Here is a 21976-nt window from a genome sequence, read left to right on the forward strand (position 1 = left end):
ATCAAATCCTGGGAACCCTACCATGAGAGCCGTNATCATCACCGGCTTTTCGCTGGCCTTTGCCCGCGGCGTCGGCGAATACGGCTCGGTCATCTTCATCGCCGGCAATCTGCCCTACAAATCCGAGATCGCGCCGCTTTTGATCGTCATCCGGCTCGAGGAATACAACTATCCGGCGGCGACCGCGATCGCGGCGATCATGCTGGCTCTGTCGTTCGTCATGCTTCTGGTCGTCAATCTGGTGCAGACATGGAGCCGCAAGCGCTATGGCTGATCCCGAAATCAAATCCTGGGAACCCTACCATGAGAGCCGTTCGGCGGCGGTGACCGAAAGCCGTCCGGCGCAGGCCGTGCTGATGGCGATCGCCTTTGCCTTCCTCGGCGTCTTCCTGCTCTTGCCGCTGATCATCGTCTTCCATGAGGCGCTGGCGAAAGGCGTCGGTGCCTATACGCAGGCCCTGGGCGAAGCGGATGCGCGCTCGGCCATCCACCTGACATTGCTCGTCGCCGCGATCTCGGTGCCGCTCAATGTCGTCTTCGGCATCTCCGCCGCCTGGGCGATCGCCAAGTTCGAATTCAAGGGCAAGGCCTTCCTGACCACGCTGATCGACCTGCCCTTCTCGGTCTCGCCGGTGATCTCGGGCCTGGTCTATGTGCTTTTGTTCGGCGCGCAAGGGTTGCTCGGCGAATGGCTGAAGGGACATGGCATCCAGATCCTGTTCGCCGTGCCGGGCATTGTGCTGGCCACCGTCTTCGTCACCTTCCCGTTCGTCGCCCGCGAGTTGATCCCGCTGATGCAGGAACAGGGCAATGGCGATGAGGAGGCAGCACTTTCGCTCGGCGCCAATGGCTGGCAGACCTTCTGGTTCGTCACCTTGCCGAACGTCAAATGGGGGCTGCTCTACGGCGTGCTGTTGTGCAATGCGCGCGCCATGGGCGAATTCGGCGCGGTCTCGGTGGTGTCGGGCCATATACGCGGCCTGACCAACACCATGCCGCTGCATGTCGAAATCCTCTACAACGAGTACAACGCTGTCGGCGCCTTCGCCGTCGCCTCGTTGCTGGCCGGGCTGGCGCTGGTCACGCTGGTCTTGAAAACACTGCTCGAGATGCGCTACGGCGCCGAACTCGCCGCGACGCGCGGGCATTAGAAGGTTCTTTAAATGGAAGTTCGCGTTGCCAATGTGCGCAAGGAATTCGAGCGGTTTCCCGCGCTCCACGACGTGTCGCTCGACATCNCGCTGGTCACGCTGGTCTTGAAAACACTGCTCGAGATGCGCTACGGCGCCGAACTCGCCGCGACGCGCGGGCATTGACAATGCATGTCGCCCAAAAGTGGAATCCGGTTTTGGGGCAACGACATGCATGAACCAAAAGATATGTCGCCCAAAAGTGGAATCCGGTTTTGGGGCAACGACATGCATGAACCAAAAGATATGTCGCCCAAAAGTGGGAACCGGTTTTCGGCTGAAGACATGCATCCATTACAAAGGGGCTGTTGATGGAAGTTCGCGTTGCCAATGTGCGCAAGGAATTCGAGCGGTTTCCCGCGCTCCACGACGTGTCGCTCGACATCAAGTCGGGCGAGTTGATCGCGTTGCTGGGGCCGTCCGGCTCCGGCAAGACGACGCTGCTCAGGCTGATCGCCGGGCTGGAGCGGCCGACGCGGGGAAAGATCTTCTTCGGCGACGAGGANCCATCGCGGCCGCCGGCGCGGGAAATCCGCCGCCGCGCCTCCGAGCTTCTCGATCTCGTCCAGCTTTCGGGCCTGGAAAAGCGCTATCCGGCGCAACTCTCCGGCGGCCAGCGCCAGCGTGTGGCGCTGGCCCGCGCCATGGCGATCGAGCCCAAGGTGCTGCTGCTCGACGAGCCGTTCGGCGCGCTCGATGCGCAGGTGCGGCGTGAACTGCGCCGCTGGCTGCGCGAGATCCATGATGCGACCGGCCACACCACCGTCTTCGTCACCCACGACCAGGAAGAGGCGCTGGAGCTNCCATCGCGGCCGCCGGCGCGGGAAATCCGCCGCCGCGCCTCCGAGCTTCTCGATCTCGTCCAGCTTTCGGGCCTGGAAAAGCGCTATCCGGCGCAACTTTCCGGCGGCCAGCGCCAGCGCGTGGCGCTGGCACGCGCCATGGCCATCGAACCCAAGGTGCTGCTGCTCGACGAGCCGTTCGGCGCGCTTGATGCGCAGGTGCGGCGTGAACTGCGCCGCTGGCTGCGCGAAATCCATGATGCGACCGGCCACACCACCGTCTTCGTCACCCACGACCAGGAAGAGGCGCTGGAGCTTGCCGACCGCGTCGTGGTGATGAGCCAGGGCCGCATCGAGCAGGTCGGCACCGCCGACGACATCTACGACACGCCGAACTCGCCCTTCGTCTACGGCTTCATCGGCGAATCGAGCTCGCTCCCCGTCAAGGTCGAGAACGGCGAGATCTGGCTCGCCGACCGCCCGATCGGGCTTGCCGCGCCCGGTGAGCCCTCTGGCGATGCGACGTTGTATTTCCGCCCGCACGATGTCGACCTGCTGGATGGCTGCAGCGGCTGCATCGCCGGCACGGTGACCGCCAGCCGCCGCGTCGCCGGCACACGGCGCGTCGAGCTCGAAATCGGCGGCGAACGCCAGCGGGTCGAGATCGAGCTGCCGGTCGACCACCCGGCGGCGCAGAAAAGCCGGGTGGCTTTCCGGCCGGGGCGTTGGAAGCTGTTCCCGGCGTCGACCGCGATCCAGAATCGCACGTTCGCATTTGCGAGCGGCAAGAAACGGGCTTTGGAAAAGCCCGAGCGGCTAAAGCCCACTACGCGCGCCGCCTGAACTGGGCCGATCACAGCGTCGGCTTCAGGATCGACGCTTCTTCGTGTCTGGAGCCGGCGCCAGCATCGTGAAAGCGCGCCCGATCTCGTGATCGCCCTCAGCCACGATGGTCGCCGAGATTAGTACATGTTCTTTTTGCAGCAGGACCGAATGGGTCATTCTCCCGGCGGCCATCATTGTCGTCGAGTACCCGACAACGGACCAGCCTGAGGCAAGAAGACGACTGAGCTTGTCATCCGGTTGCAGTTCTCCAACAGCCATAAGGTTCCTCCCACGAGACCGAGAATCTGGAGGTGTGCAGACGCTGCCACCCCTCGTTCCCGGTTCGAGGCCAATCCGACGTTATAATCGGGTCACCATTATGGTTGTTCAACCGACGGCACGGGCATCAGGGGGTGGAGAAGCCGTTTGGAAGCTTCTCCCGTTCCCACCAGCGGGCTTACTCGGGCTTATAGATCTGGTCGAATATACCACCGTCGCCGAAATGATAAGGCTGTGCCTTCTTCCAGCCGCCGAAAAGCGGATCGTCGATGGAGATCAGCTTGATATCGGGGGTCTTCGGCAGATCCGCCGGCGCCACCAGTTCGGGCTTGGCCGGNGAAAAGCGGATCGTCGATGGAGATCAGCTTGATATCGGGGGTCTTCGGCAGATCCGCCGGCGCCACCAGTTCGGGCTTGGCCGGACGATAATGGTTCTTGGCGATGATGGTCTGGCCTTCCTTGGAATAGAGCCAGCCGAGATAGGCTTCGGCGACCTTGCGCGTGCCCTTGGCATCGACATTGGCGTCGACGATCGCCACCGGCGGCTCGGCCAGGATCGATGTCGGCGGATAGACGATCTCGAAATTGTCGGCGCCGAACTCATCGAGCGCCAGATAGGCGTCGTTTTCCCAGCCGATCAGCACGTCGCCGATGCCCTTTTGCGCGAAGGTCACGGTCGAGCCGCGCGCGCCGGTGTCGAGCACGGGAGCATTGGCATAGAGCTTGCCGACGAATGCCTTGGTCTTGGCTTCGTCGCCGCCATCGTTGGCGTTGGCGTAAGCCCAGGCCGCCAGATAGTTCCAGCGGGCNGAATGGTGGTGTCGGCAAACGCGAAACCGAGCGTGCCGAACTGGACAGATGCGGCGACCAGTACGCCGAGCAGTTTCTTGAAATGAGGTTTGGTCATTTCTGCCTCCGTTGATGACGGATTTAACTCTACCAAATTTATAGAAAAAAGGTGCATTCATCCGAAAGGACAGACATGCCGCATCAGCTAATCCAAAAGGCGGGCCTTGGGACGAAGACCGCGGCAAAAGGCCGTCACGCCGGTGCGGGCTTTTGTTGGGAAGAACTTGGCCACCACAATCGTTTTGCAAGGTGGATGGGCAACGGGGCTAGAAAAATGTCTCACAATGACGCGAACCTATGTGCTCGGGCGCAAGCACGAGGCATCACGATCTATCAGCGTTCAAAGACTGTATGGATCGCGGCGGGAAGCCATCGGGGGCAAGATTTTGAAGTGAAGGGACGTTCTCCAGCAATTGCGCTCGCATTCTGGGTGGAAGCCGCCCGATACAGAGGCTCGGGCATATAGGCCGCTCCGTGCTTTGGAGGCGCATTGCGTTGGAAAAGGGTGTCCGGTCGACACCCTTCAAACCATTTTGCGCAGGTCGCTATCCCAAAACAGCCGCGCATTCTTGCCGGTATGCCTCGGTGGATCGGGTTTTGCACCGGAGTTCAAGAACCGATCCGTACCCACTTCCCGTTGGCCGATTGCGACTGTCTGGCAAAATAACGGTACGAAGTGTTTGACCAATCGCGGATGACACTGCCACGGTTATCCAGGATCAAGTCGCCCTTGTCGGTTCGAACCGTGAGAACCGTGTGACCCTCGCCGCCAAGCGAAGCGACCGTCAGAAGCAAGGCGGAAGCGGGCCATCCACGCTTCAAAAGCTCGCTCTTTTTCAGGATCGCAATATCCTCGCAATCACCCTGTTTGGTCGGTAGACGCCAGTCGTCGGCACTGCCTGCCGTGGCGAGGTCACTGCGCTCCTCGATCCGGCGATTGACGGAGGTGTTCACCGCTTCGAGTTCGGCTCTGCGTGCCGGTGTCAGCGTCACCAGCTTGACCTGCCCGCTGGTGCTGCAGAGTCGTGGCTGGTTGGCGCAGAACACACGAGCGGCCGGCGGAGGGAATGCATACCCCTTTGTGACCATCATCGCATGGGAGCCGGCTGTCGCGCTGCAACCAGTTGCCACCATGGCTACGGCAACAAGCGTAGCGAAACGCATCACGTACCATCTCCTTTTGGCTGTCAAGCTGCCAACAAGCCTCGCAGAAAATGGTAAATCAATCCTTAAAAAGGTATTCTCGGCAAACATACATAACAATATGTTACCGGATTGTAGAAATTAATTGATAGCGTCTTGGTTTGGGACCATGCGCACCTTTGCGTTGGAGGAAGAAATGCTGCGATCCATGACTTTGATGGGAAAGGTTTATTCGACCTTACTCGTCTCATCTGCTGTTCTGGCTGCGAGTATGACGAGTTCTACGGCAGCACAGGATAGTATACGGCCGCAGATGACGGCAGCCCAATGCCAACCTCTTACCGACGCGAACTATGCGATGTGTTGTATCGCGATCAATCGCGGAAGCATCCTTTCGTCAGATCAACTCGATCAATGCCCACCCATCACCACCTCGCTCATCGCAACCACGCTTTCACGCATTGGCGACAGCAACGGGCCTGGCAGCGGAGGCGGTTCCAGTGGCGGTGATACGGGCGGCAAGGGTGGCGACGACGGCGGCAAGGGCGGCGATGACGGCGGCAAGGGCGGAGACAACGGTGGCAAGAGCGGCGATGACGGTGGCAAAAGCGGCGACGACGGTGGCAAAAGCGGCGACGACGGTGGCAAAAGCGGCGACAATGGCGGCAAGGGTGGCGATTCCGGGCGCGGCTCCGGCCATTAGCAGAGGCTCCGCAACTCGGTGTCGGATGTTGCTGGAGCGCATGTGATATCCGGCTTCGCGCCTGACTGATCCGCTCCAAATTCAGGAAGGCGCGTCGCGCTCCAGCGGGTCCAAGCGACGCGCCTTGACACCGAGCGTTGCCGCTTGGCCGGACAACGGGTCAAGGCTAATGCAACACAATCGCAAAGAATTTTCTGTCAGGCGACTGCAGCCTATCAACACCATGGAGGCAAACTCTCCGAACCTGGACAGGTTGTCTGACCATGCAGCGCCAGCGGCCGAACTTCTGGCGGTTTTGGGCAATGAGAGAAGACTTGTGATTCTGGGCCATCTGACGGAAGGCGAGATTTCGGTTGGCGAATTGGCTGTGCTGGTCGGACTTAGCAAAAGCGCTCTTTCTCAGCATCTGAGTAAGCTGCGCAAACACCAACTGGTTTCCACCAGGCGTCACCGACAGACCGTCTACTATTCCTGTGGTTTTGGGATCAGTCAAAAAATTACCCAGATATTCGATGTAGCCGTGAACCTGGCTGCAGTCTCGCAGGCCGAGAAGCCTCGCAAGTCCCCCGCCGCATAAGCCCGCGCCCTTCGATCCAGACGTCCGGATCCATGACATCCTGCAGATCCTGGCAGCTCGCGCAGGCAGCAGATAGGGGCAGGTTCTGCTTCGCCGCCAGTCATCAAACGCCGCGTGGCCTTCCCGGCATGGCGTCTGGCGCGTCATTGCCGGCTGTCAAGCGTGGAAACGATGCTTAAGCCCACGATCTATTAGTTGATCGTGGTAGAGCTTTTGCAGCGGCACTGTTAGAGTTCCTGACAGGGACAGGGGCGATATCGGCGCGGGCGCACCTGCCAAGACGATTCTCACAGCAACGCGACGAAGGTTCAGGAGCGGGTGGTCGCCTGTGCTGCAGCAGGACCAGAAGGAATCGGGACTCAAACATGGCTGAACGGAATTACACCCGTCAGCTGGCGACGATCGTCTCCATCGATGCCGTTGGATTTTCACGGTTGATGGGTCTTGACGATGAATCGGCTGTCGCTGCCTTCGAGGAACGACGCGACATCATCGCCGAGAGCTGCAGCACCTTCGGCGGCCGCACCTTCGGCGATGCCGGCGACAGCGTCATGGCCGAATTCGGCAATCCGATCGAGGCGCTGCGCGCGGCGTTCGATTTTCAGGATCGAATTGTCACGCTCAATTCATCGCTGGACGAACCCATGCGCATGCCGTTTCGCGCCGGCATCAACACGGGTGATGTCATCGTCCGTGAAGGCCGGCTTTATGGCGACGACGTCAACATCGCAGCCAGGATCCAGGAATTCGCGCCCCACGATGGTCTCGCCGTGTCGGAAACCACCTGGCACCACGTGAAGGACAAGACAGCGGCTGAATTCACCGACCTCGGCGAACTCATGCTGAAGAATATCGCGCTGCCGGTGCGCGTTTTGATTGCGAGGCGCGGCGGCAACCTCTCACCGCCACCGGCGCTGATGGCGGCAATCCCTTCCGTCAATGGTCGGCAGAACGTGTCGCCCAAAGGTCCACCAGCGATCGCCGTGCTGCCGTTCCAGGGCGATGGAGGCGAGCGCGACGTCGGCTATATGGCCGACGGCATAGCCGAAGACATCATTTACGGGCTTTCCCACAGAAGATGGCTCTCGGTGATTGCCAAGAACTCAAGCTTCCAGTTTCGCGACGACACCCTGGGAACGCGCGTTATCGGCAATGCCCTTGGTGCACGCTACATCGTCAGCGGCACGCTGATGCGCAACGATGAGCGGATTCGTCTGACAACATCGCTTGCCGACGTGTCAAACGGCCGATTGGTATGGTCGCAACGCTTCGATCGCGCGCTGGCCGACATCTTCAGTCTCCGCGACGAGATCGGCGCGGAGATCGTCTCGATCCTCGACAAGGAGGTCGACCGGGCCGAACAGGCGCGGACCTTCCAGGTGCCGTGGGAAAGTCTGGAAACGTGGCAATTGGTGCGGCGTGGGCGCTGGCATATGAATCGGCGCACACGCGGCGACACTGAAATCGCGCTGGAGTTTTTCGAAAAGGCTTACCGGGAAGATCCGAATTCGAGTGCGGTGCTGAACGAACTGGCATGGTGGTATTTCTGGCGAGCGTGGCTGCGGTTCGGCGACAGTGACGATCTGGACAAGGTCAAGCAATATTCACGCAAAGCCTTGCTCATGGACAGTCTGGATGCCCGCCCGCACGCTCATCTCGGCGTCATGGACATCATGAGAGGGCGGCCCGCATCGGCGGTCGATCATCTCGAGGAAGCGCTTCACATCAATCCAAGCTTCGCCTTTGCGCACTCGGCGATGGGCAGCGCGCGCCTGCTGCTGGGCGATGCCGCCGGTGCAATACCGTTCTTCGTCGAGACGGAGCGGTTGAGCCCGTTTGACCTCTACCGGTTCCACAATCTGGGGGAATTGGCCGCAGCTTACAGTTTCCTAGAGGATTGGCCATCGGCGATCTCTACCGCGGACCGATCGCTCGATCTGTCGCCCGGCTATTTCTATTCCCGGTTTCTGAAGATCGGCGCCCTGGCGAAGAGCGGGCGCAAGCAAGAGGCCATGCGGGAGCATGCTATACTTATGACACGACATCCGGATTTTTCGGAGCAGAGGGTGCGCTGGATACCGTTCGTGGACAAAGCGGCAAACGAATTTCTCATCGCCAATTTCAAATCCGCCGTGAGCGACGATTAATTGAGGTGCCGAATGCCGACAACTGTGAAAGTATTCACATACGCGAGAAGGCTGCAAACCTAGCCATGGGTTAGCCGGCATCGCAATGACGTGGACAGCCGGGGGGCTTGAACGCGCATGATCCGTTTAAAGTATTTCGACGCCGTCCGGGCCGGACAAGAAAACCAGCGCCCACTAACCGAAATGCCGCCATTCGATCTGGAGCGACTCCGCTCCAAGGGCATCATGTCGCGCATCATCGGCGTTCTCTTCAATGATCCGCGCTGGATGCTGGCGCTGCTGCGCAGGTTCTGGCCCAATCTCGCCATCGGCAACTTCCTGCTCGTAACCAGGAATGCGGACGTCCGTGAGATACTGGAGCGCGGCGACGAATTCGAGACGCCTTACGGGCCGGAAATGGCCGAACTGGCACGCGGATCGAACTTCATTCTCGGCATGCAGGACGGCGCCGATTACCGGCGCATGAAATCGTCAGTGCTGGGCGCTTTCCCACCGGGAGAAGTCGAGGCCCTGGTCAGGCCGATCGCCGCGAGGCATTCACAAGAAATAATGATGCGCGCAAGCCCCGGCTTCGATGCGATAGCGGATCTGATAAAGATCGTTCCGGTGCGCATCTGCCGCGATTACTTCGGCCTCGAGATCGACGATGAATCCGAGTTTGCCGATTGGGCCATAGCGTTGAGTGCGCTGTTTTTTTCGGACCCGACGGCAAGCCCCACCACGCGTCAGCTCGCGGTGGTGGCTGGCGATCGGCTGATCAGGGTGATCGACCGCTCCATTGATGCGATCCGCGAGAGGAAGGGGACCAAGGATCGGCTGCCGCTGGCAAGGCTTGTCGATCTCATGGATCAGGATCGCCTCTCGCTTCCCGACATTCATTCGATCATGCTTGGCATGATCGCCGGCTTTGTCCCGACCAATGTGCTCGCCGGCGGCAACTGCCTCGACGTGATCCTGTCCCGCGCCGATGCGCGGCAGGCCATCGATGCAGCCTTGGCCAAGAACGACACAGGCAGCCTGGACAGAGCCATTTTGGAAGCCATGCGCTTCAAGCCCATCTGGATTGGTCCCTGGCGTTACACCGCGCGCGACGCAACCATCGCCATGGGCACGCGCCGCGAGCGCCTGGTGAAGGCCGGAACGGTGGTCATGCCGGCAACGCTGTCGGCGATGTTCGATCCCGAGGCCGTGCAAAGCCCCAATCACTTTGACACGTCGCGCCCGCATCGCGATTACCTGGTCTTCGGTTACGGCATTCATCAATGCATCGGCGCCGAAATCGCCAGGATCCAGATTGGCGAAAGCGTTCGCGCCCTGTTCCAGAAGAACAATGTCCGCCGCGCGCGCGGCAAGGCCGGCAGGATGACACATATCGGCGCCTATCCGGACAGCCTGAAGGTCGATTTCGAGCCGCCCGCTCTTTGCCGCACGGTCACCCATTCGATGGCGACGGTGGTGTGCCCGATCACCCTGCCTGCGTCGCTGGACGCCATCCGCGAAGAGGTCGCCGGGTTCGGCAACCCTGCCAGCGACGAGATTCGTGCCGCGCTCAATGCCACCGGCATCATCCATTTCGCCAGCCTGGCTGTTGTTCCAACCGGCGAGGCGGGCAATGCCCCCGCCGATGGGAAAGGAGCGCTTGTCCTGGAGGTATCCGGCGACGGCAGCACCGAGGATGTCATCAATGCTGTTGCGCATGCCATCGGGGACAGGCTGCGGCCAATCCTGAAGGACGTCTGTGACCTGCCTGACGGCCTCGCCTTGGACGCATTCCTGCGCAAGCACAATGTCGAGATTTCACCATCTTTCGGCAGCAACGCCGGACTGGTTTTTTCCGGTACACCGGGCCATTCGGTGCAGCGCATCCTGGCGGAAGCCGAACTTGCCGATGCAGTTCGCCTGCTGGTCGAACAGCCGTGCGCCACCAAGGGCGGAGCGGCGGCCGCGCTTGAGGAAGCCCGTCGGCATGTTCGGTCCCTGGGAAAATTCGACTGGGCATTCGAGCCTGCCGAAAGCTTGCTCGAACGGCCCCCCGGGAAATGGTGGCAAGCCATAACAACCACGCTGCTGGCGCCGGCCGTGCTGGCCGCAGTCGCCGTGCTGGTGCTCGCCTTCTGGTGGATGACCTATGTGCTGGTGTTCGGCGATCCGCCCGGTCTCACACTAGGCACCATTGCCATAGCCGGCACTGCGCTTCTATTGGCCGTGCTCGGAATCCTGGCGCTGGCGGCGGTGATCCTCGGTCTGTGCTTTCTCGCCTTGCGTCGCCTCGAAGACATTGATCTGCCGCACAGCACGCCGGTCGATCTCGGCGATCTCGACAAGATTCTGGCCCGCGAAGACCAGCCTGGGCAAGCCCAGAACCATCTCACGGCGATTTCGAGCATGAAGGTCGGCATATTGCGGAGGCTGGCGCTCAGGCTGTCGTTCTACCTGATCTCGATCTCGGCGCAGAAGGTCTTCAGGCCGGGGTTCCTTGCCACCATCAACACCATCCATTTTGCCCGATGGGTGCTGTTGCCCGGCACCAACAGGCTGATGTTCTTCTCCAACTATGGCGGCAGCTGGGAAAGCTATCTCGAGGATTTCATCGCCAAGGCCGCCGCCGGCCTGACGGGCGTATGGAGCAACACCGAGGGTTATCCTCGCACACGCTGGCTTTTCCTCGATGGCGCCCGCGACGGCGACCGTTTCAAGCGCTGGGCGCGCCGCCAGCAGGTGCCCACCCTGTTCTGGTATTCGGCCTATCCTGCTCTCAACACATTGCGCATTCGCGCCAATTCCAGGATCAGGCACGGCATCGCCACCGTGACCGGCAGTGGGGCGCGTGACTGGCTGAGCCTGTTCGGCTCCCTGCCGCGCCCGCAGGCCAGGAAGGCGGACGTCGGACCAGCAGCGCCCGACCCGTTGCCCGTCGAACAATTGGAGACCGGTGAGATCCAGTCGTTGTTCTTCGGTCCGTTCGGATCGTTGGGGCATGCCCATATGCTGGCGATGGCCATACCGGAAAACCTTTCCAGGGGCAGGCGCAGGGCCTGGCTGGAATTCGTTGTCGAGCAGACCAGCTTCGGCGACGGCGTGCCGGCGGGGCGGGCGATGACCGTTGCGTTCGGTCCCGATGGCCTTCGTCGTCTCGGACTGGACGGCAGCGTCGATGACAATCCGCTCGACACATTTCCCGTCGCCTTTCGCCACGGCATGGGCAATCCCGAGCGCAGCCGCATCCTCGACGATCTCGGCGAAAGCGTGCCTCAGAAGTGGCAATGGGGTTCGCCGCAAAAGCCGGTTGACGCGGTGGTCGTCTGCTATGCGGAAAGCCCGGAGCGATTGAAGGTCGAGGTCGGCACCGCAAAGGCAAAGCTGACGGCGGCGGGGATGGACCTCGTCTCGGAGCTGCCGCTCGCGACCAAGCGCGACGGCAAGCGCGCCGTCGAGCACTTTGGCTTCGTCGACGGCGTCTCACAGCCGATCGTCAGGGGAACCGCCCGCGCCAACGTTGGGGCGGCACCCATGCATCTTGTCGCGCCCGGCGAGTTTCTGTTCGGCTATCGCGACGAGCACGGTTTCTATCCGGCATCGCCCTCTGTCGAGGCGTCGCTCGACCGGACCGGTATCCTCTCGGCGGTGCGCCGCAACCGGCAGATACCAGGCCTGCCGCCGCCGCGCCGCGACTTCGGCCGCAACGGAACCTTCCTCGTCATGCGCCAGTTCGAGCAGCACGTCGATACTTTCAACGCGTATTGCAAGGCGGCGGCGGTACAGGCGGCCAGCGAAACCGACGACCCCGCCATTACCCCGCGTTGGGTTGCCGCCAAGATGCTTGGCCGCTGGCCCGATGGCAGCTCGCTGGTGCGCAATCCCGACGGCCGGCCGGGGCGCGGTGCCGATAATGACTTTGCTTTTGGCACCGAGGATCCCCAAGGGCACCGCTGCCCGCTGGGTGCTCATGTCCGGCGGTCGAATCCTCGCGATTCGCTGGGTGAGGACCGTGAAACGCAGATCAGGATCGGCAAGCGCCATCGGATCATCCGGGTCGGTCGCAGCTACGAAAAACAGGGCAAGAAGGGGGGCAAGGTCGAAAAAGGACTGCTCTTCATGTGCCTCAATGCGGATATCGAGCGGCAGTACGAATTCATCCAGCAGACCTGGGTATCATCGACCTCATTCCAGGGGCTCGTGGCCGAAAAGGATCCGACGATCGGCTCGCGCGACGGCAATGGCAGGTTCACCATACCATCCTGGGAAAAGGTGACGGTGCTGAAAGGTATCCCGCAATTCGTGACCACCCGGGGGGGCGGCTATTTCTTCATGCCGAGCAGGTCGGCATTGCGGTTTCTGATTTCGCGGCTCTGATCTCCCGGCACTTCGATTGTGGGCGCCGTCAGTAGTCGTCTTGCGACTCGGCGATACGACGAAGCGCGCCAGCGTCGGATATGCGCAGGCCGCCGCGCCTGATGGCGATGACCCGCCGGTTGCGCCAATCGTTGAGTGTCTTGTTGATCGACTCTCTGGTGACGCCAAGGAATTCACCCAGTTCGGATTGCGAGATCGATATCCAGCCCGCGCCGTCGGCCATGACACCCTCCAGAAAGACCAGTCGTTTTGCCAGCCTCGCCTCGATACCGAAAAAAGCCTGGTCACCGAGCTCGCCGCTGACCCAGCGCAACCTTGCACACAACAGTTCGATCATGGCACGCGCCAGGGATGGGTTTTTCTCAATTCGATCAAACAGATGTATCCGGCTGAGCGAAACCAGCTCGCATGCTGTGAGGCATATCGCCGTGGCCGTGCGCGGGCGCCCATCGAGCGCGCCGATCTCTCCGACCAAGCTGCGCGACAGCTCGATATTCGCGACCAGCTTCTGGCCATCCGGCGAATAGATCGAGATCTCCACTGTGCCGCTCATCACACCGAAGATACGGTCGGCAGCGTCTTCCTGGAGGAACAGATGCTGGCCGGCGGCATAGCGTTCGAGCTTGCAGCCGCTGAAAAGGAGGTCGAATTGGCTCGGATCGATGCGCGCCAGGTGCGGCAGATCCTGTCTGGCGTTCGCACTGGCGGCTGGCATGAAGGCTTCCCGGTGTTGTCGTGACCGGATTGATTGTATGACAACCGGGTGATCGATCAAAGCAAATGTCATTTCGAATCGTGCCCCTTCTGACAGCAGAAAGGGGACCGGAAAGCCCGATCCCCTCTCGCCCCAGCGCCCTTCCTGAATCGCGGCCGAACAGCTCAACCAGTGGCTGTACGAGAAACCCAGCCCGCGAATGATCTCTTTCTCGACTCTTTGACTGACACGAAGGATGCGGCAGTCACGATCTCCAAACATCGGCACCTGCAACCGCGTGTTTTGCCGCTCGACGGATTGATCTCCCGACCAGCACTATTTGTAGAGGGCCGTCTGCACGCACGGTTGGAGGTACACCTATAAACGTGCAGACGGCAGTGCGCCCGGCATATCCGTGCCGACCGCCTTGTTCAGACCGCCAAGATCGGCGCGTGCGATCCGCACGACGATCTCGGCACGGCCGTGGGCCAGTGCCTTGCATTGGGCAAAGCTCCAATTTGGTGTCGACGGCAGCGTCGAAGATGGTCGTGACAAGGACGTAGGTATCCGTCGGTGCCATCGGCGGAGGTAAAAGCCGCGGCGAGAAACGAGCCGCACGCAAACGAGACCCGCATCTGTTCGCCCCAGGTTGGAAACAAATTCTAAATTGGCGGAAGGCCGATCGAAGGTGGCCAGTTCCGCTGGGTCACACTTCTGTCTGGAAATCTCCTGGCGGTCTGTGAAGGTGGTCACAGAAGCTCGAAAGCACTTGATCGAAACCGTTGAGGTGTTTCGAGATCCATCGAGGATCGGCTGGATCGAAGTCGAATTCACCGGGCGGCCAACGGCACTGCTGGGCGCGGTGTCAGCTTCGGACGTCACCGGTCTTCGAATTCACCCCCTCAAGCAAAGTGAGCAGGCCTTTCAAAATTTCGATTGGCGGTGGCGGACAACCTGGAATGTGCAGATCGACGGGCAAGGCCTCCGATACGCCGCGCATCACGGCGTAGCTGCCCGCAAAACAGCCGCCATTGCCTGCGCAATCTCCAAGTGCGACCACCCATTTTGGGTTGGGTGTTGCGTCGTAGGTCCGCTTCAATGCCTCTCGCATGTTTTTTGTGACCGGTCCGGTGACGAGCAGTACATCGGCATGGCGCGGCGAGGCGACGAACCGGATTCCAAAACGCTCGATGTCATAGAAGGCGTTGTTCAGCGCGTGCATCTCAAGTTCGCAGCCGTTGCAGGAACCGGCATCGACCGCCCGGATCGACAGGCTTCGCCCCAATCGTTTGCGAGCGGCCCCATCGAGCGCGCGTGCGAGTTCGTCGACCGCCGCGCCGCTTGCCCACGGCGGACGCTCGGTAAGAGGGCGGCGTATCAGGCTTTCAAAAAGAAGCTTGCGCATGGCAGCGTGCCTTCAGAGATCATGGCCCGAATAAGAGCAGTTGAACGATTTGTTGCACAGCGGAAAGTCGGCAACGATGTTTCCTTCGATAGCGGCTTCAAGCAGCGGCCATTGAAACCAAGAGGGATCGCGCAGGTGACAACGCTCGATCAGGCCGCTTTTGCCGATGCGCAGCCAGGCCAGAATGTCGCCCCGGAAACCTTCGACCAGCGCCATGCCTTCATGCGGCCCGCCTGTCTGTGGGACCTCGACGCGGGTCGGTCCATCCGGCAGTTGTCGCAGGATCTGCTCGACCAGGGACAAGCCCTGTTCGACCTCGCGGATGCGAATCCAGACACGGGCGTTCACGTCGCCTTCCTGGAGGAGAGGCACATCGAAGTTAAGCGTGTCATAGGGGGGGTAGGCGAGACTTCGCCGCGCATCGAAATCCCGGCCGGAGGCCCGGCCGACATACCCTCCGGCCCGATATTGTCGAGCAAGTTCCACCTTCAGCCGGCCGGTTGCGACTGTCCGATCCTGCAGCGACGCGGTGTTGTCGTAGAGCTCGACCAGTGCGGGAAACCGCTGCCTGATCTCTGCGATCAGGGACCAAAGCGCTGTTGCTCCGTCATCGCTCAGGTTGGCTGCCACGCCTCCCGGCACGATGCGGTCGCGCATCAGACGATGGCCGAAGGCAGCATCGCTTGCCCGCAATACGCGCTCACGCAGCACCCCACAGTGGGCATGCATGAGCGCGAAGGCGGCATCATTGCAGATAGCGCCGATGTCGCCCAGATGGTTGGCCAGGCGCTCCAGCTCGGCCATGAGCGCTCGCAGCCAGATCGCGCGTGGGGGAACCTCGACACCCAACGCCGCTTCGACCGCGCGCGCGAAAGCGAGGGAGTATGCCACGGTGCTGTCGCCGGAGGTTCTGCCCGCTAGGTTGGCTGCACGGTCGATATCGGAGCCCGCCATCAAGCCTTCTATGCCTTTGTGTGCGTATCCGAGGCGCTCCTCCAGCCGGACGACCGTTTCGCCACTCGCTGTAAATCGAAAATGCCCCGGCTCGATGATCCCGGCATGCACGGGTCCGACCGGTATCTGATGCAGGCTCTCTCCCTCGGCCGACAGGAAAGGGTAGGGGGAGGCTGTCGCAGCCGGCGTCCGGACGCGGGTACTCAACGGATGGCTGAGACCCCAATAGCCATGATCAAGCCACGGTCTCGTATCAGGCGCGCCTTGCGGCAGAAGGCCGAACAGGTCAGCGGCCGCGCGTTCGAGCCGCAAGGCGGGCGGATGCAGCCGGCCGACCGATGGGTAGCGGCGATTCGGGCACTCCAGGCTGACAACGCCGATGTCCCCGGCATTTTCGTCATGAAGTGCCATGTGGACGGCGCCTGGCTCACCCCATAGGCCGAGCAGGCTCCAGTGGCCCTCGGCCAATTGCTCGATGGCAAAGTCCCATTTTTTCGAAGTCACCACAGCGCGCGACCATGGGAAATGATTTTCGACACGTTGGCCAGCAAGGATAAGGTCGATCAGCGCGGGCATGCTCTTTCTCTCCTCCGCTCACCCCAGGATAGCTGCGACATGCTGGAACCAGGTGACCAGCGGTGGCGGCAGGTAGATGCCGGCGGCAAACACCAACGCCAAATGGGAATACATCGGAATGTAGGACGCCTCGGCGGGTGCTGTGCTGCCGCGCGGTTCGCCGAAAGCGACGCCGGTTAGTCGAAGCAGCAGGGCTCCGAAAGCGAGCAGAATCCCGAACACCAACGGCATCGCCAGCAGCGGGTGTCTTGCAAATGTCGAACTCACGACCAGGAATTCGCTCATGAAGATGCCGAGCGGAGGCAGGCCGGCAATGGCAACGACACCGATGACGAGCGCCCAGCCAAGCGCCGGATGTGTCTCCGTCAGCCCCCGGATCTCGGCGATGTTCTGTGTCCCCTTGACTTGGGCAATGTGGCCGACCGTGAAAAAGATCGCCGACTTGGTCAGGCTATGCATGACCATATGCAGCAGTCCGGCAAAATTGGCGAGCGGGCCACCCATGCCGAAGGCGAACACGATGATGCCCATGTGCTCGATCGAGGAGTACGCGAACAGGCGTTTTATGTCGCGGCGGCGATAGAGCATGAAGGCCGCGAAAACAAGCGACGTCAGCCCCATCGTGATCATCAGCGGCCCAGGCGCGATCGCTTCAGGGCTTGCCGCGAGCAACAGCTTGAAGCGCAGCACGGCATAGAGGGCGACGTTTAACAGCAAGCCCGACAGCACCGCGGAAATCGGCGTTGGACCCTCGGCATGCGCGTCTGGCAGCCAGGCATGCAAGGGCGCAAGGCCGACCTTGGTCCCGTAGCCGAGCAGCAGGAAGACGAAGGCGACATTGAGCAGAGCCGGATCGAAGCGCGCGGCGTGAGCGATGAGCACCGTCCAGACCATGGCATTCGTGCCCTCGCCAACAACCGGCTGTGCGGCCATGTAGACGAGGATGGTGCCAAACAGCGCGAGCGCGATGCCGACGCTGCCCAGAATGAAATATTTCCAGGCGGCCTCCAGCGCTTCGTGCGTGCGATAGATGCCGACCATGAGCACGGTGGTCAGCGTGGCAAGCTCCACCGCTACCCACATCAAGCCGATGTTGTTCGACACGAACGCCAGGTTCATGCCGAACATCATGATCTGGTACATCGCGTGGTAGAATCGCAGATTGGCCGCGGTCAGTCGCCCGGTATCCAACTCATGCGCAATATAGGAGGCGCTGAAGACGCTGGTCGTGAAACCGACGAATGTGTTGAGCACGATGAAAACGACATTGAGATCGTCGACGAGCAGGTATTGACCTGGCTGCAGCCGATCCGTGACCAACAGCGACATTGCAGCGAGCAAGGTCAGCAAGCTCGCGGCGACATTGAGGCCTGCCGATATCCGGTAGTTCGGCAGCACCGCCAGAAGCGCGGCCGAGATGACCGGTATCAGCAAAATGGCGGCCACCGCATCGAGGGAAAACACGGTCAACGGTGCTCTCCCCGGTAATCGTCGAGGGCACCGACATCCACCGAGTCGAACCTCTCGCGGATGCGGAACAGGAAGACCCCGATGACGATGAAGGCGATAAGGATCGAGAAGGCAACGCTGATCTCGACGACCAGCGGCATGCCCTTTGCCCCCGTGGCGGCAAGGACCAGACCGTTCTCGAGCGACATGAACCCGACAACCTGGCTGACGGCATTCCGGCGGGTGACCATCACCAGCAGCCCCAGCAAAATGATGGACAGCGCGAAGGCCAGATCCTCACGGGCGAGGGGGTCGGCTTCGGGTGTTACCCGCAACATCAGGACCATGGACAGGGCCACCAGACCTATTCCGGCAAGCATGGTCGGACCGATCCCGACGGCTGTCTCGATATCGCGATGGATGCCGAGCCGCTGAATGATGCGATGAAGCCCGACGGGAATGACGATCGCCTTGAAGATAAGCGCGATTGCCGCCGTGACGTAGAGATGATGGGCGTCCTGGATGTAGGCCTGCCAAGCCACGGACATGGCGAGCACGATTGCATGAAGCGCAAAAACATTGATCAGCGCAAAGAGACGGTCCTGGTACAGCATCATGAAGCTGACCAGGACGAGGCCGCCGGCGAGCAGATGAGCGATATCGAAGGTGAGACCGGTCATCACAGGCTCCGGGAGACAAACCGGAGGAGCGTGGCGAGCAAGGCAAGCATCAACGCCGCGCCCAGGAAATCCGGAACACGGAAGACGCGCATCTTGGCGATGGCTGTCTCGAACACGGCGAGCAGCACCCCGCAGACGGTAAGTTTGCCGATATAGGTGACGACACCCGCGGCAAGGGATTGCAGTCCTGCACCGGTGGTCGCCGCTCCCCAAGGCAGGAAGACGCAGGAAATCAGCGACACATAGAGCAGGAGCTTGAGGAACGCGGCAAACTCGATCATCGCCAGATGGCGACCGGAATATTCCAAGACCATCGCCTCATGGACCATGGTGAGTTCCAGGTGGGTCGCTGGATTGTCCACCGGAATGCGCGCGTTTTCGGCGACCGCCACCATCACGAGAGCAATGAGCGACATGCCGAGCGATACCCGCAGCCCAACCTGCGGCGAGCCCATGAAGGCGGCGACCGTGGACAACTGCGTCGCTCCGGCAACGAGCGCCAGGCTGAACACGATCAGCAGCATGGCGGGCTCGCCCAGCGAAGCGATCATGACCTCGCGGCTCGAACCTATGCCGCCAAAGCTCGTGCCGACGTCCATCCCCGCCAGCGCCAGGAAGAACCGAGCGCTTCCAAGCAGCGCGACGATGGCTATCAGATCGGTGGTCCAACTGAAGGTGAGGCCGGTAGCGAATGTCGGGATAAGCGCGGCGGCGACCCAGGTGGAGGCAAAGATCAAATAGGGTGTCACGCGAAACAGCCAGGACGCGTTGTCCGCCAGAACGACTTCCTTGCGCATCAGCCGCAGCAGATCGCGGTAGGGTTGGACCAGGGAAGGACCCTGGCGGCGCAAGAGTCGTGCCTTCACCTTGCGCACGAAGCCAGTCAGGAGCGGCGCCAGCAATAGCACCAGCGCCATCTGCGCGCCTTGAACGGCCAACTCAAGGATCATGGCCATAGTGCGAGCACCAGCAGCAGGACAATGAGAAAGAGGAAAACGAGGGTCAGGTAGCGCCGGATCGTCAGGAACTGCAGATGGTTGAGGCGGTCGGTCGCAAAATCGACGGCCCTGGCGATCGGCTGATAGAGCGTCTCCCAGATCACATCATGCATTTCGACATGCAAACGCGCCGGCCCGGTTTCGCCAGGCGCCACCATTTCGACCCTTTCCCTTGCACGGAATACGAACGTGCCGAACACGCGACGGATAGGCTGCGCGAAGCTGACGGCCGTGTACTGCGAGGCGGGGATGACATCCGGGAAGCCACAACCCCAGGCTGGACCCCGACGCAGTGCATGCGACGCGAAGCGGTGGATTACATATGCCGCCGCGGATGCGGAAAAGGCGATGAACAGGAACACCAGCAGGCCGTTGTAGGAACTGCGGCTCGCTGCAATCGGCACGATCGACAGCCAAGGTTGCGCCATCTGCACAGGCATCCGGCTGCCAATCAGCGGTAGTGTCACCGAGGATAGGCCGTCTATGACAAGACCCGGCAGAATGCCGGCAAGCAGACAAAGTGCGGCGAGAATGAACATTGCCGCCAGCGAGTAGCGGTCGACCTCGTGCGCCAGTTCCACCGCGGCCGAGCGTGGCCGGCCGAGGAATGTGATCCCGAACGCCTTTACGAAGCAGGCTGAGGCCAGTGCCGCTGACAGCGCCAGCAGACCGCCAACGGCGGGCACCATGACCTTCAAGCCCCATTGCGGCAGATCGGGGCTTTGTAATATCGCCTGAAAGGCCAGCCATTCCGAGACGAACCCGTTGAAGGGTGGAAGGGCCGAGATCGCCACGCAGCCGACCAGAAAGGCGAAACTTGTGAGGGGCATGCGAGAGATGAGGCCGCCCAGCTTCTCCATGTCCCGCTCGCCAGTTGCCGTCAGCACCGCGCCCGCACCGAAAAACAGCAGGCTCTTGAAAAAGGAATGGTTGAGGACGTGGAACAGCGCAGCGGTGAGCGCCAGTGCGGCAGCCGATGGCATGGCGTTCGCTTTGAAGGCCAGAGCGAGGCCAAGGCTCACGAAGATGACGCCGACGTTTTCGATGGTGCTGTAGGCAAGAAGCCGCTTCAGGTCCTTTTCCATCAGCGCGTAGAGGATGCCGAGAACCGCCGTCAGGCCGCCGAAGAAAAGGACGACGACGCCCGACCACCATGGCGGCTCACCGAGAAGATCGAAAATAACGCGAATGAAGCCATAGACGGCGACCTTGGTCATGACGCCGCTCATGAGAGCCGAGACGTGGCTTGGCGCGGCCGGGTGAGCGAGCGGCAGCCAAACGTGGAGCGGAACAAGTCCAGCCTTGGAGCCGGCGCCCAACAGCATGAGAGCCAGGACGAAAGCAGTGACGAGCGGGGTGGATGAGGCGGTACGCATCGCCTCGAACGTGTAGTTTCCGCCTGGGCCAGCCAACAGGCCGAACGCAAGCAGCAGCGCGAGCGTGCCGAAGCTCGCCATCACGAGATAGATGTAGCCCGCCCGCGCATTGTCCTGGTCGCGATGATGCGCCATGACGAGCGCCCAGGAAGCGAGCGACATGAATTCCCAGGAAAGCAGGAAAGTGAAGGCATCGTCCGCGAGCACGACAAGATTCATTCCGGCGAGGAAGGCCGGGAAGAACGGCAGCACCCGATGTGGCACAGACTCATGCCTGCCGTAGCCGAGGCCGTAAAGACTGGCCATGGCGCCGCCGAAGTTGACGATGACGAGGAAGAAAGTCGAGAGCGCATCCAGACGGAAATGCGCGCCGATCCATGGCAATCCAAGCGGCAAAACGGCGGTCGACGGGGTGACGGGATCATCGGCGATGCGGCTCGCGAGAACCAGGAGCACGGCCGCCGATATGCCTAGCGTCAAGCTATAGATCAGGCGTGTTGCCGGTCCCGCCCTGCGGCTTTCCGAAACCGCAAGCACCGCGGTCCCCAGGAGCGCGGCGACGCTCCACAGAAGGACCGCGGCCTCCGGAATCACGCCACGCTCCTCACAGGGAATTTGGCATCCGCATCTGCCCGGCCAAGAACCTTGGCAGGATCAAAGTCTGCCTTCAGCCGCACGCCGCGCCCGCCGATCTGGCTTGAGGCGCCATCGGCGATCAATTCGACGCCGGCGAGGTCAAGTGCTCCGATCAACTTCATGAGGGAATCGACGTTGCCCCGGATAATCGACTCACTGGCCTCCATGCGTTGAATTGTCGGCACGGAAAGGCCAGACAATTCGGCAAGCCTGCGCTGGTCGATACCAAGGAGCGCCCTTGCGGCACGCAACTGTGGAGCAGTTATCACGGTCGCACCCCCTTTGTCAGCTTTGAGGTATTATCTCTGGGCGTTGGAGCATATATTAAAATGGGGAGCATTCAAATAATGATGCGTGACG

The 21976-nt window shown here is 61.3% G+C and carries 15 protein-coding genes and 4 pseudogenes; 7 read left to right on the forward strand and 12 right to left on the reverse strand.

From position 1 onward, the window contains the following. Positions 1-34: 34 nt before the first annotated feature. The 4 genes and pseudogenes from X743_RS158380 to X743_RS1000000174110 all read left to right on the forward strand — a co-directional run. Positions 35-274 (forward strand): annotated as a pseudogene (locus X743_RS158380) (molybdate ABC transporter permease subunit); the annotation flags it as partial. Then, the gene (gene cysW, locus X743_RS158375) at positions 267-1151 is read left to right on the forward strand and encodes a sulfate ABC transporter permease subunit CysW (protein ID WP_023765210.1); all 885 of its coding nucleotides are present in this window, start codon (positions 267-269) and stop codon (positions 1149-1151) included. The pseudogene X743_RS158380 and the gene cysW, both read left to right, overlap by 8 nt. Before the next feature lie 350 nt (positions 1152-1501). Continuing rightward, positions 1502-2161: pseudogene (locus X743_RS1000000173270) on the forward strand (ATP-binding cassette domain-containing protein); the annotation flags it as partial. Between the two features lie 384 nt (positions 2162-2545). Next, positions 2546-2815 (forward strand): annotated as a pseudogene (locus X743_RS1000000174110) (TOBE-like domain-containing protein); the annotation flags it as partial. Positions 2816-2839: 24 nt separating this feature from the next. On the opposite strand, the gene X743_RS158365 reads toward X743_RS1000000174110, so the two are convergent. From X743_RS158365 to X743_RS1000000172000, 4 genes and pseudogenes are all read right to left on the reverse strand, one after another. Then, the gene (locus X743_RS158365; protein ID WP_023765213.1) at positions 2840-3076 is read right to left on the reverse strand and encodes a hypothetical protein; all 237 of its coding nucleotides are present in this window, start codon (positions 3074-3076) and stop codon (positions 2840-2842) included. A gap of 178 nt (positions 3077-3254) precedes the next feature. After that, a pseudogene (locus X743_RS01000000168865) lies at positions 3255-3983 on the reverse strand (sulfate ABC transporter substrate-binding protein). 551 nt (positions 3984-4534) lie between these two features. Further along, positions 4535-5089 carry a transglutaminase-like cysteine peptidase gene (locus X743_RS158360; protein WP_031257638.1) on the reverse strand — a complete coding sequence of 185 codons (555 nt, stop codon included), beginning with the start codon at positions 5087-5089 and terminating at the stop codon, positions 4535-4537. 433 nt (positions 5090-5522) lie between these two features. Continuing rightward, positions 5523-5768, reverse strand: a complete 246-nt coding sequence (locus X743_RS1000000172000) for a hypothetical protein (RefSeq protein WP_156934412.1) — start codon at positions 5766-5768, stop codon at positions 5523-5525. Between the two features lie 226 nt (positions 5769-5994). Between X743_RS1000000172000 and X743_RS20855 the strand changes: the two genes are divergently transcribed. From X743_RS20855 to X743_RS158345, 3 genes are all read left to right on the forward strand, one after another. Further along, positions 5995-6348 carry a metalloregulator ArsR/SmtB family transcription factor gene (locus X743_RS20855; RefSeq protein WP_023765216.1) on the forward strand — a complete coding sequence of 118 codons (354 nt, stop codon included), beginning with the start codon at positions 5995-5997 and terminating at the stop codon, positions 6346-6348. Positions 6349-6713: 365 nt separating this feature from the next. Then, complete coding sequence (locus tag X743_RS158350) at positions 6714-8495, forward strand: adenylate/guanylate cyclase domain-containing protein (protein WP_023765217.1); 1782 nt, start codon at positions 6714-6716, stop codon at positions 8493-8495. Positions 8496-8612: 117 nt separating this feature from the next. After that, complete coding sequence (locus X743_RS158345) at positions 8613-12848, forward strand: cytochrome P450 (RefSeq protein ID WP_023765218.1); 4236 nt, start codon at positions 8613-8615, stop codon at positions 12846-12848. Positions 12849-12876: 28 nt separating this feature from the next. Here the strand turns inward: X743_RS158345 and X743_RS158340 are convergent, their stop codons facing one another. The 8 genes from X743_RS158340 to X743_RS158305 form a co-directional block, all read right to left on the reverse strand. Beyond that, complete coding sequence (locus X743_RS158340) at positions 12877-13563, reverse strand: Crp/Fnr family transcriptional regulator (protein ID WP_023765219.1); 687 nt, start codon at positions 13561-13563, stop codon at positions 12877-12879. 844 nt (positions 13564-14407) lie between these two features. After that, a complete protein-coding gene (locus tag X743_RS158335) occupies positions 14408-14947 on the reverse strand; it encodes an NADH-quinone oxidoreductase subunit B family protein (protein WP_023765220.1) in 540 nt (179 codons plus the stop codon). A 12-nt stretch (positions 14948-14959) separates the two neighbouring features. Beyond that, positions 14960-16477, reverse strand: coding sequence for an NADH-quinone oxidoreductase subunit C (locus tag X743_RS158330; protein WP_023765221.1), 1518 nt, complete (start codon positions 16475-16477; stop codon positions 14960-14962). An 18-nt stretch (positions 16478-16495) separates the two neighbouring features. Then, on the reverse strand, positions 16496-17947 hold the full coding sequence (locus X743_RS158325; protein ID WP_023765222.1) for a hydrogenase 4 subunit F: 1452 nt from the start codon (positions 17945-17947) through the stop codon (positions 16496-16498). Next, positions 17944-18606 (reverse strand): hydrogenase-4 component E, encoded by a 663-nt coding sequence (locus tag X743_RS158320; RefSeq protein WP_023765223.1) that lies wholly within the window; start codon positions 18604-18606, stop codon positions 17944-17946. Before X743_RS158320 ends, X743_RS158325 begins: the two co-directional genes overlap by 4 nt. Beyond that, on the reverse strand, positions 18606-19562 hold the full coding sequence (locus tag X743_RS158315) for an NADH-quinone oxidoreductase subunit H (RefSeq protein ID WP_023765224.1): 957 nt from the start codon (positions 19560-19562) through the stop codon (positions 18606-18608). The genes X743_RS158320 and X743_RS158315 overlap by 1 nt, the downstream gene beginning before the upstream one ends. Then, entirely contained in the window at positions 19553-21571 is a 2019-nt protein-coding gene (gene hyfB / locus X743_RS158310) for a hydrogenase 4 subunit B (protein WP_156934414.1), read from the reverse strand. Before hyfB ends, X743_RS158315 begins: the two co-directional genes overlap by 10 nt. Next, the gene (locus X743_RS158305; protein ID WP_013893336.1) at positions 21571-21885 is read right to left on the reverse strand and encodes a helix-turn-helix transcriptional regulator; all 315 of its coding nucleotides are present in this window, start codon (positions 21883-21885) and stop codon (positions 21571-21573) included. The genes hyfB and X743_RS158305 overlap by 1 nt, the downstream gene beginning before the upstream one ends. Between the last annotated feature and the right edge of the window lie 91 nt (positions 21886-21976).

The sequence above is a fragment of the Mesorhizobium sp. LNHC232B00 genome (assembly GCF_000502435.1).
Taxonomy (GTDB): domain Bacteria; phylum Pseudomonadota; class Alphaproteobacteria; order Rhizobiales; family Rhizobiaceae; genus Mesorhizobium; species Mesorhizobium opportunistum.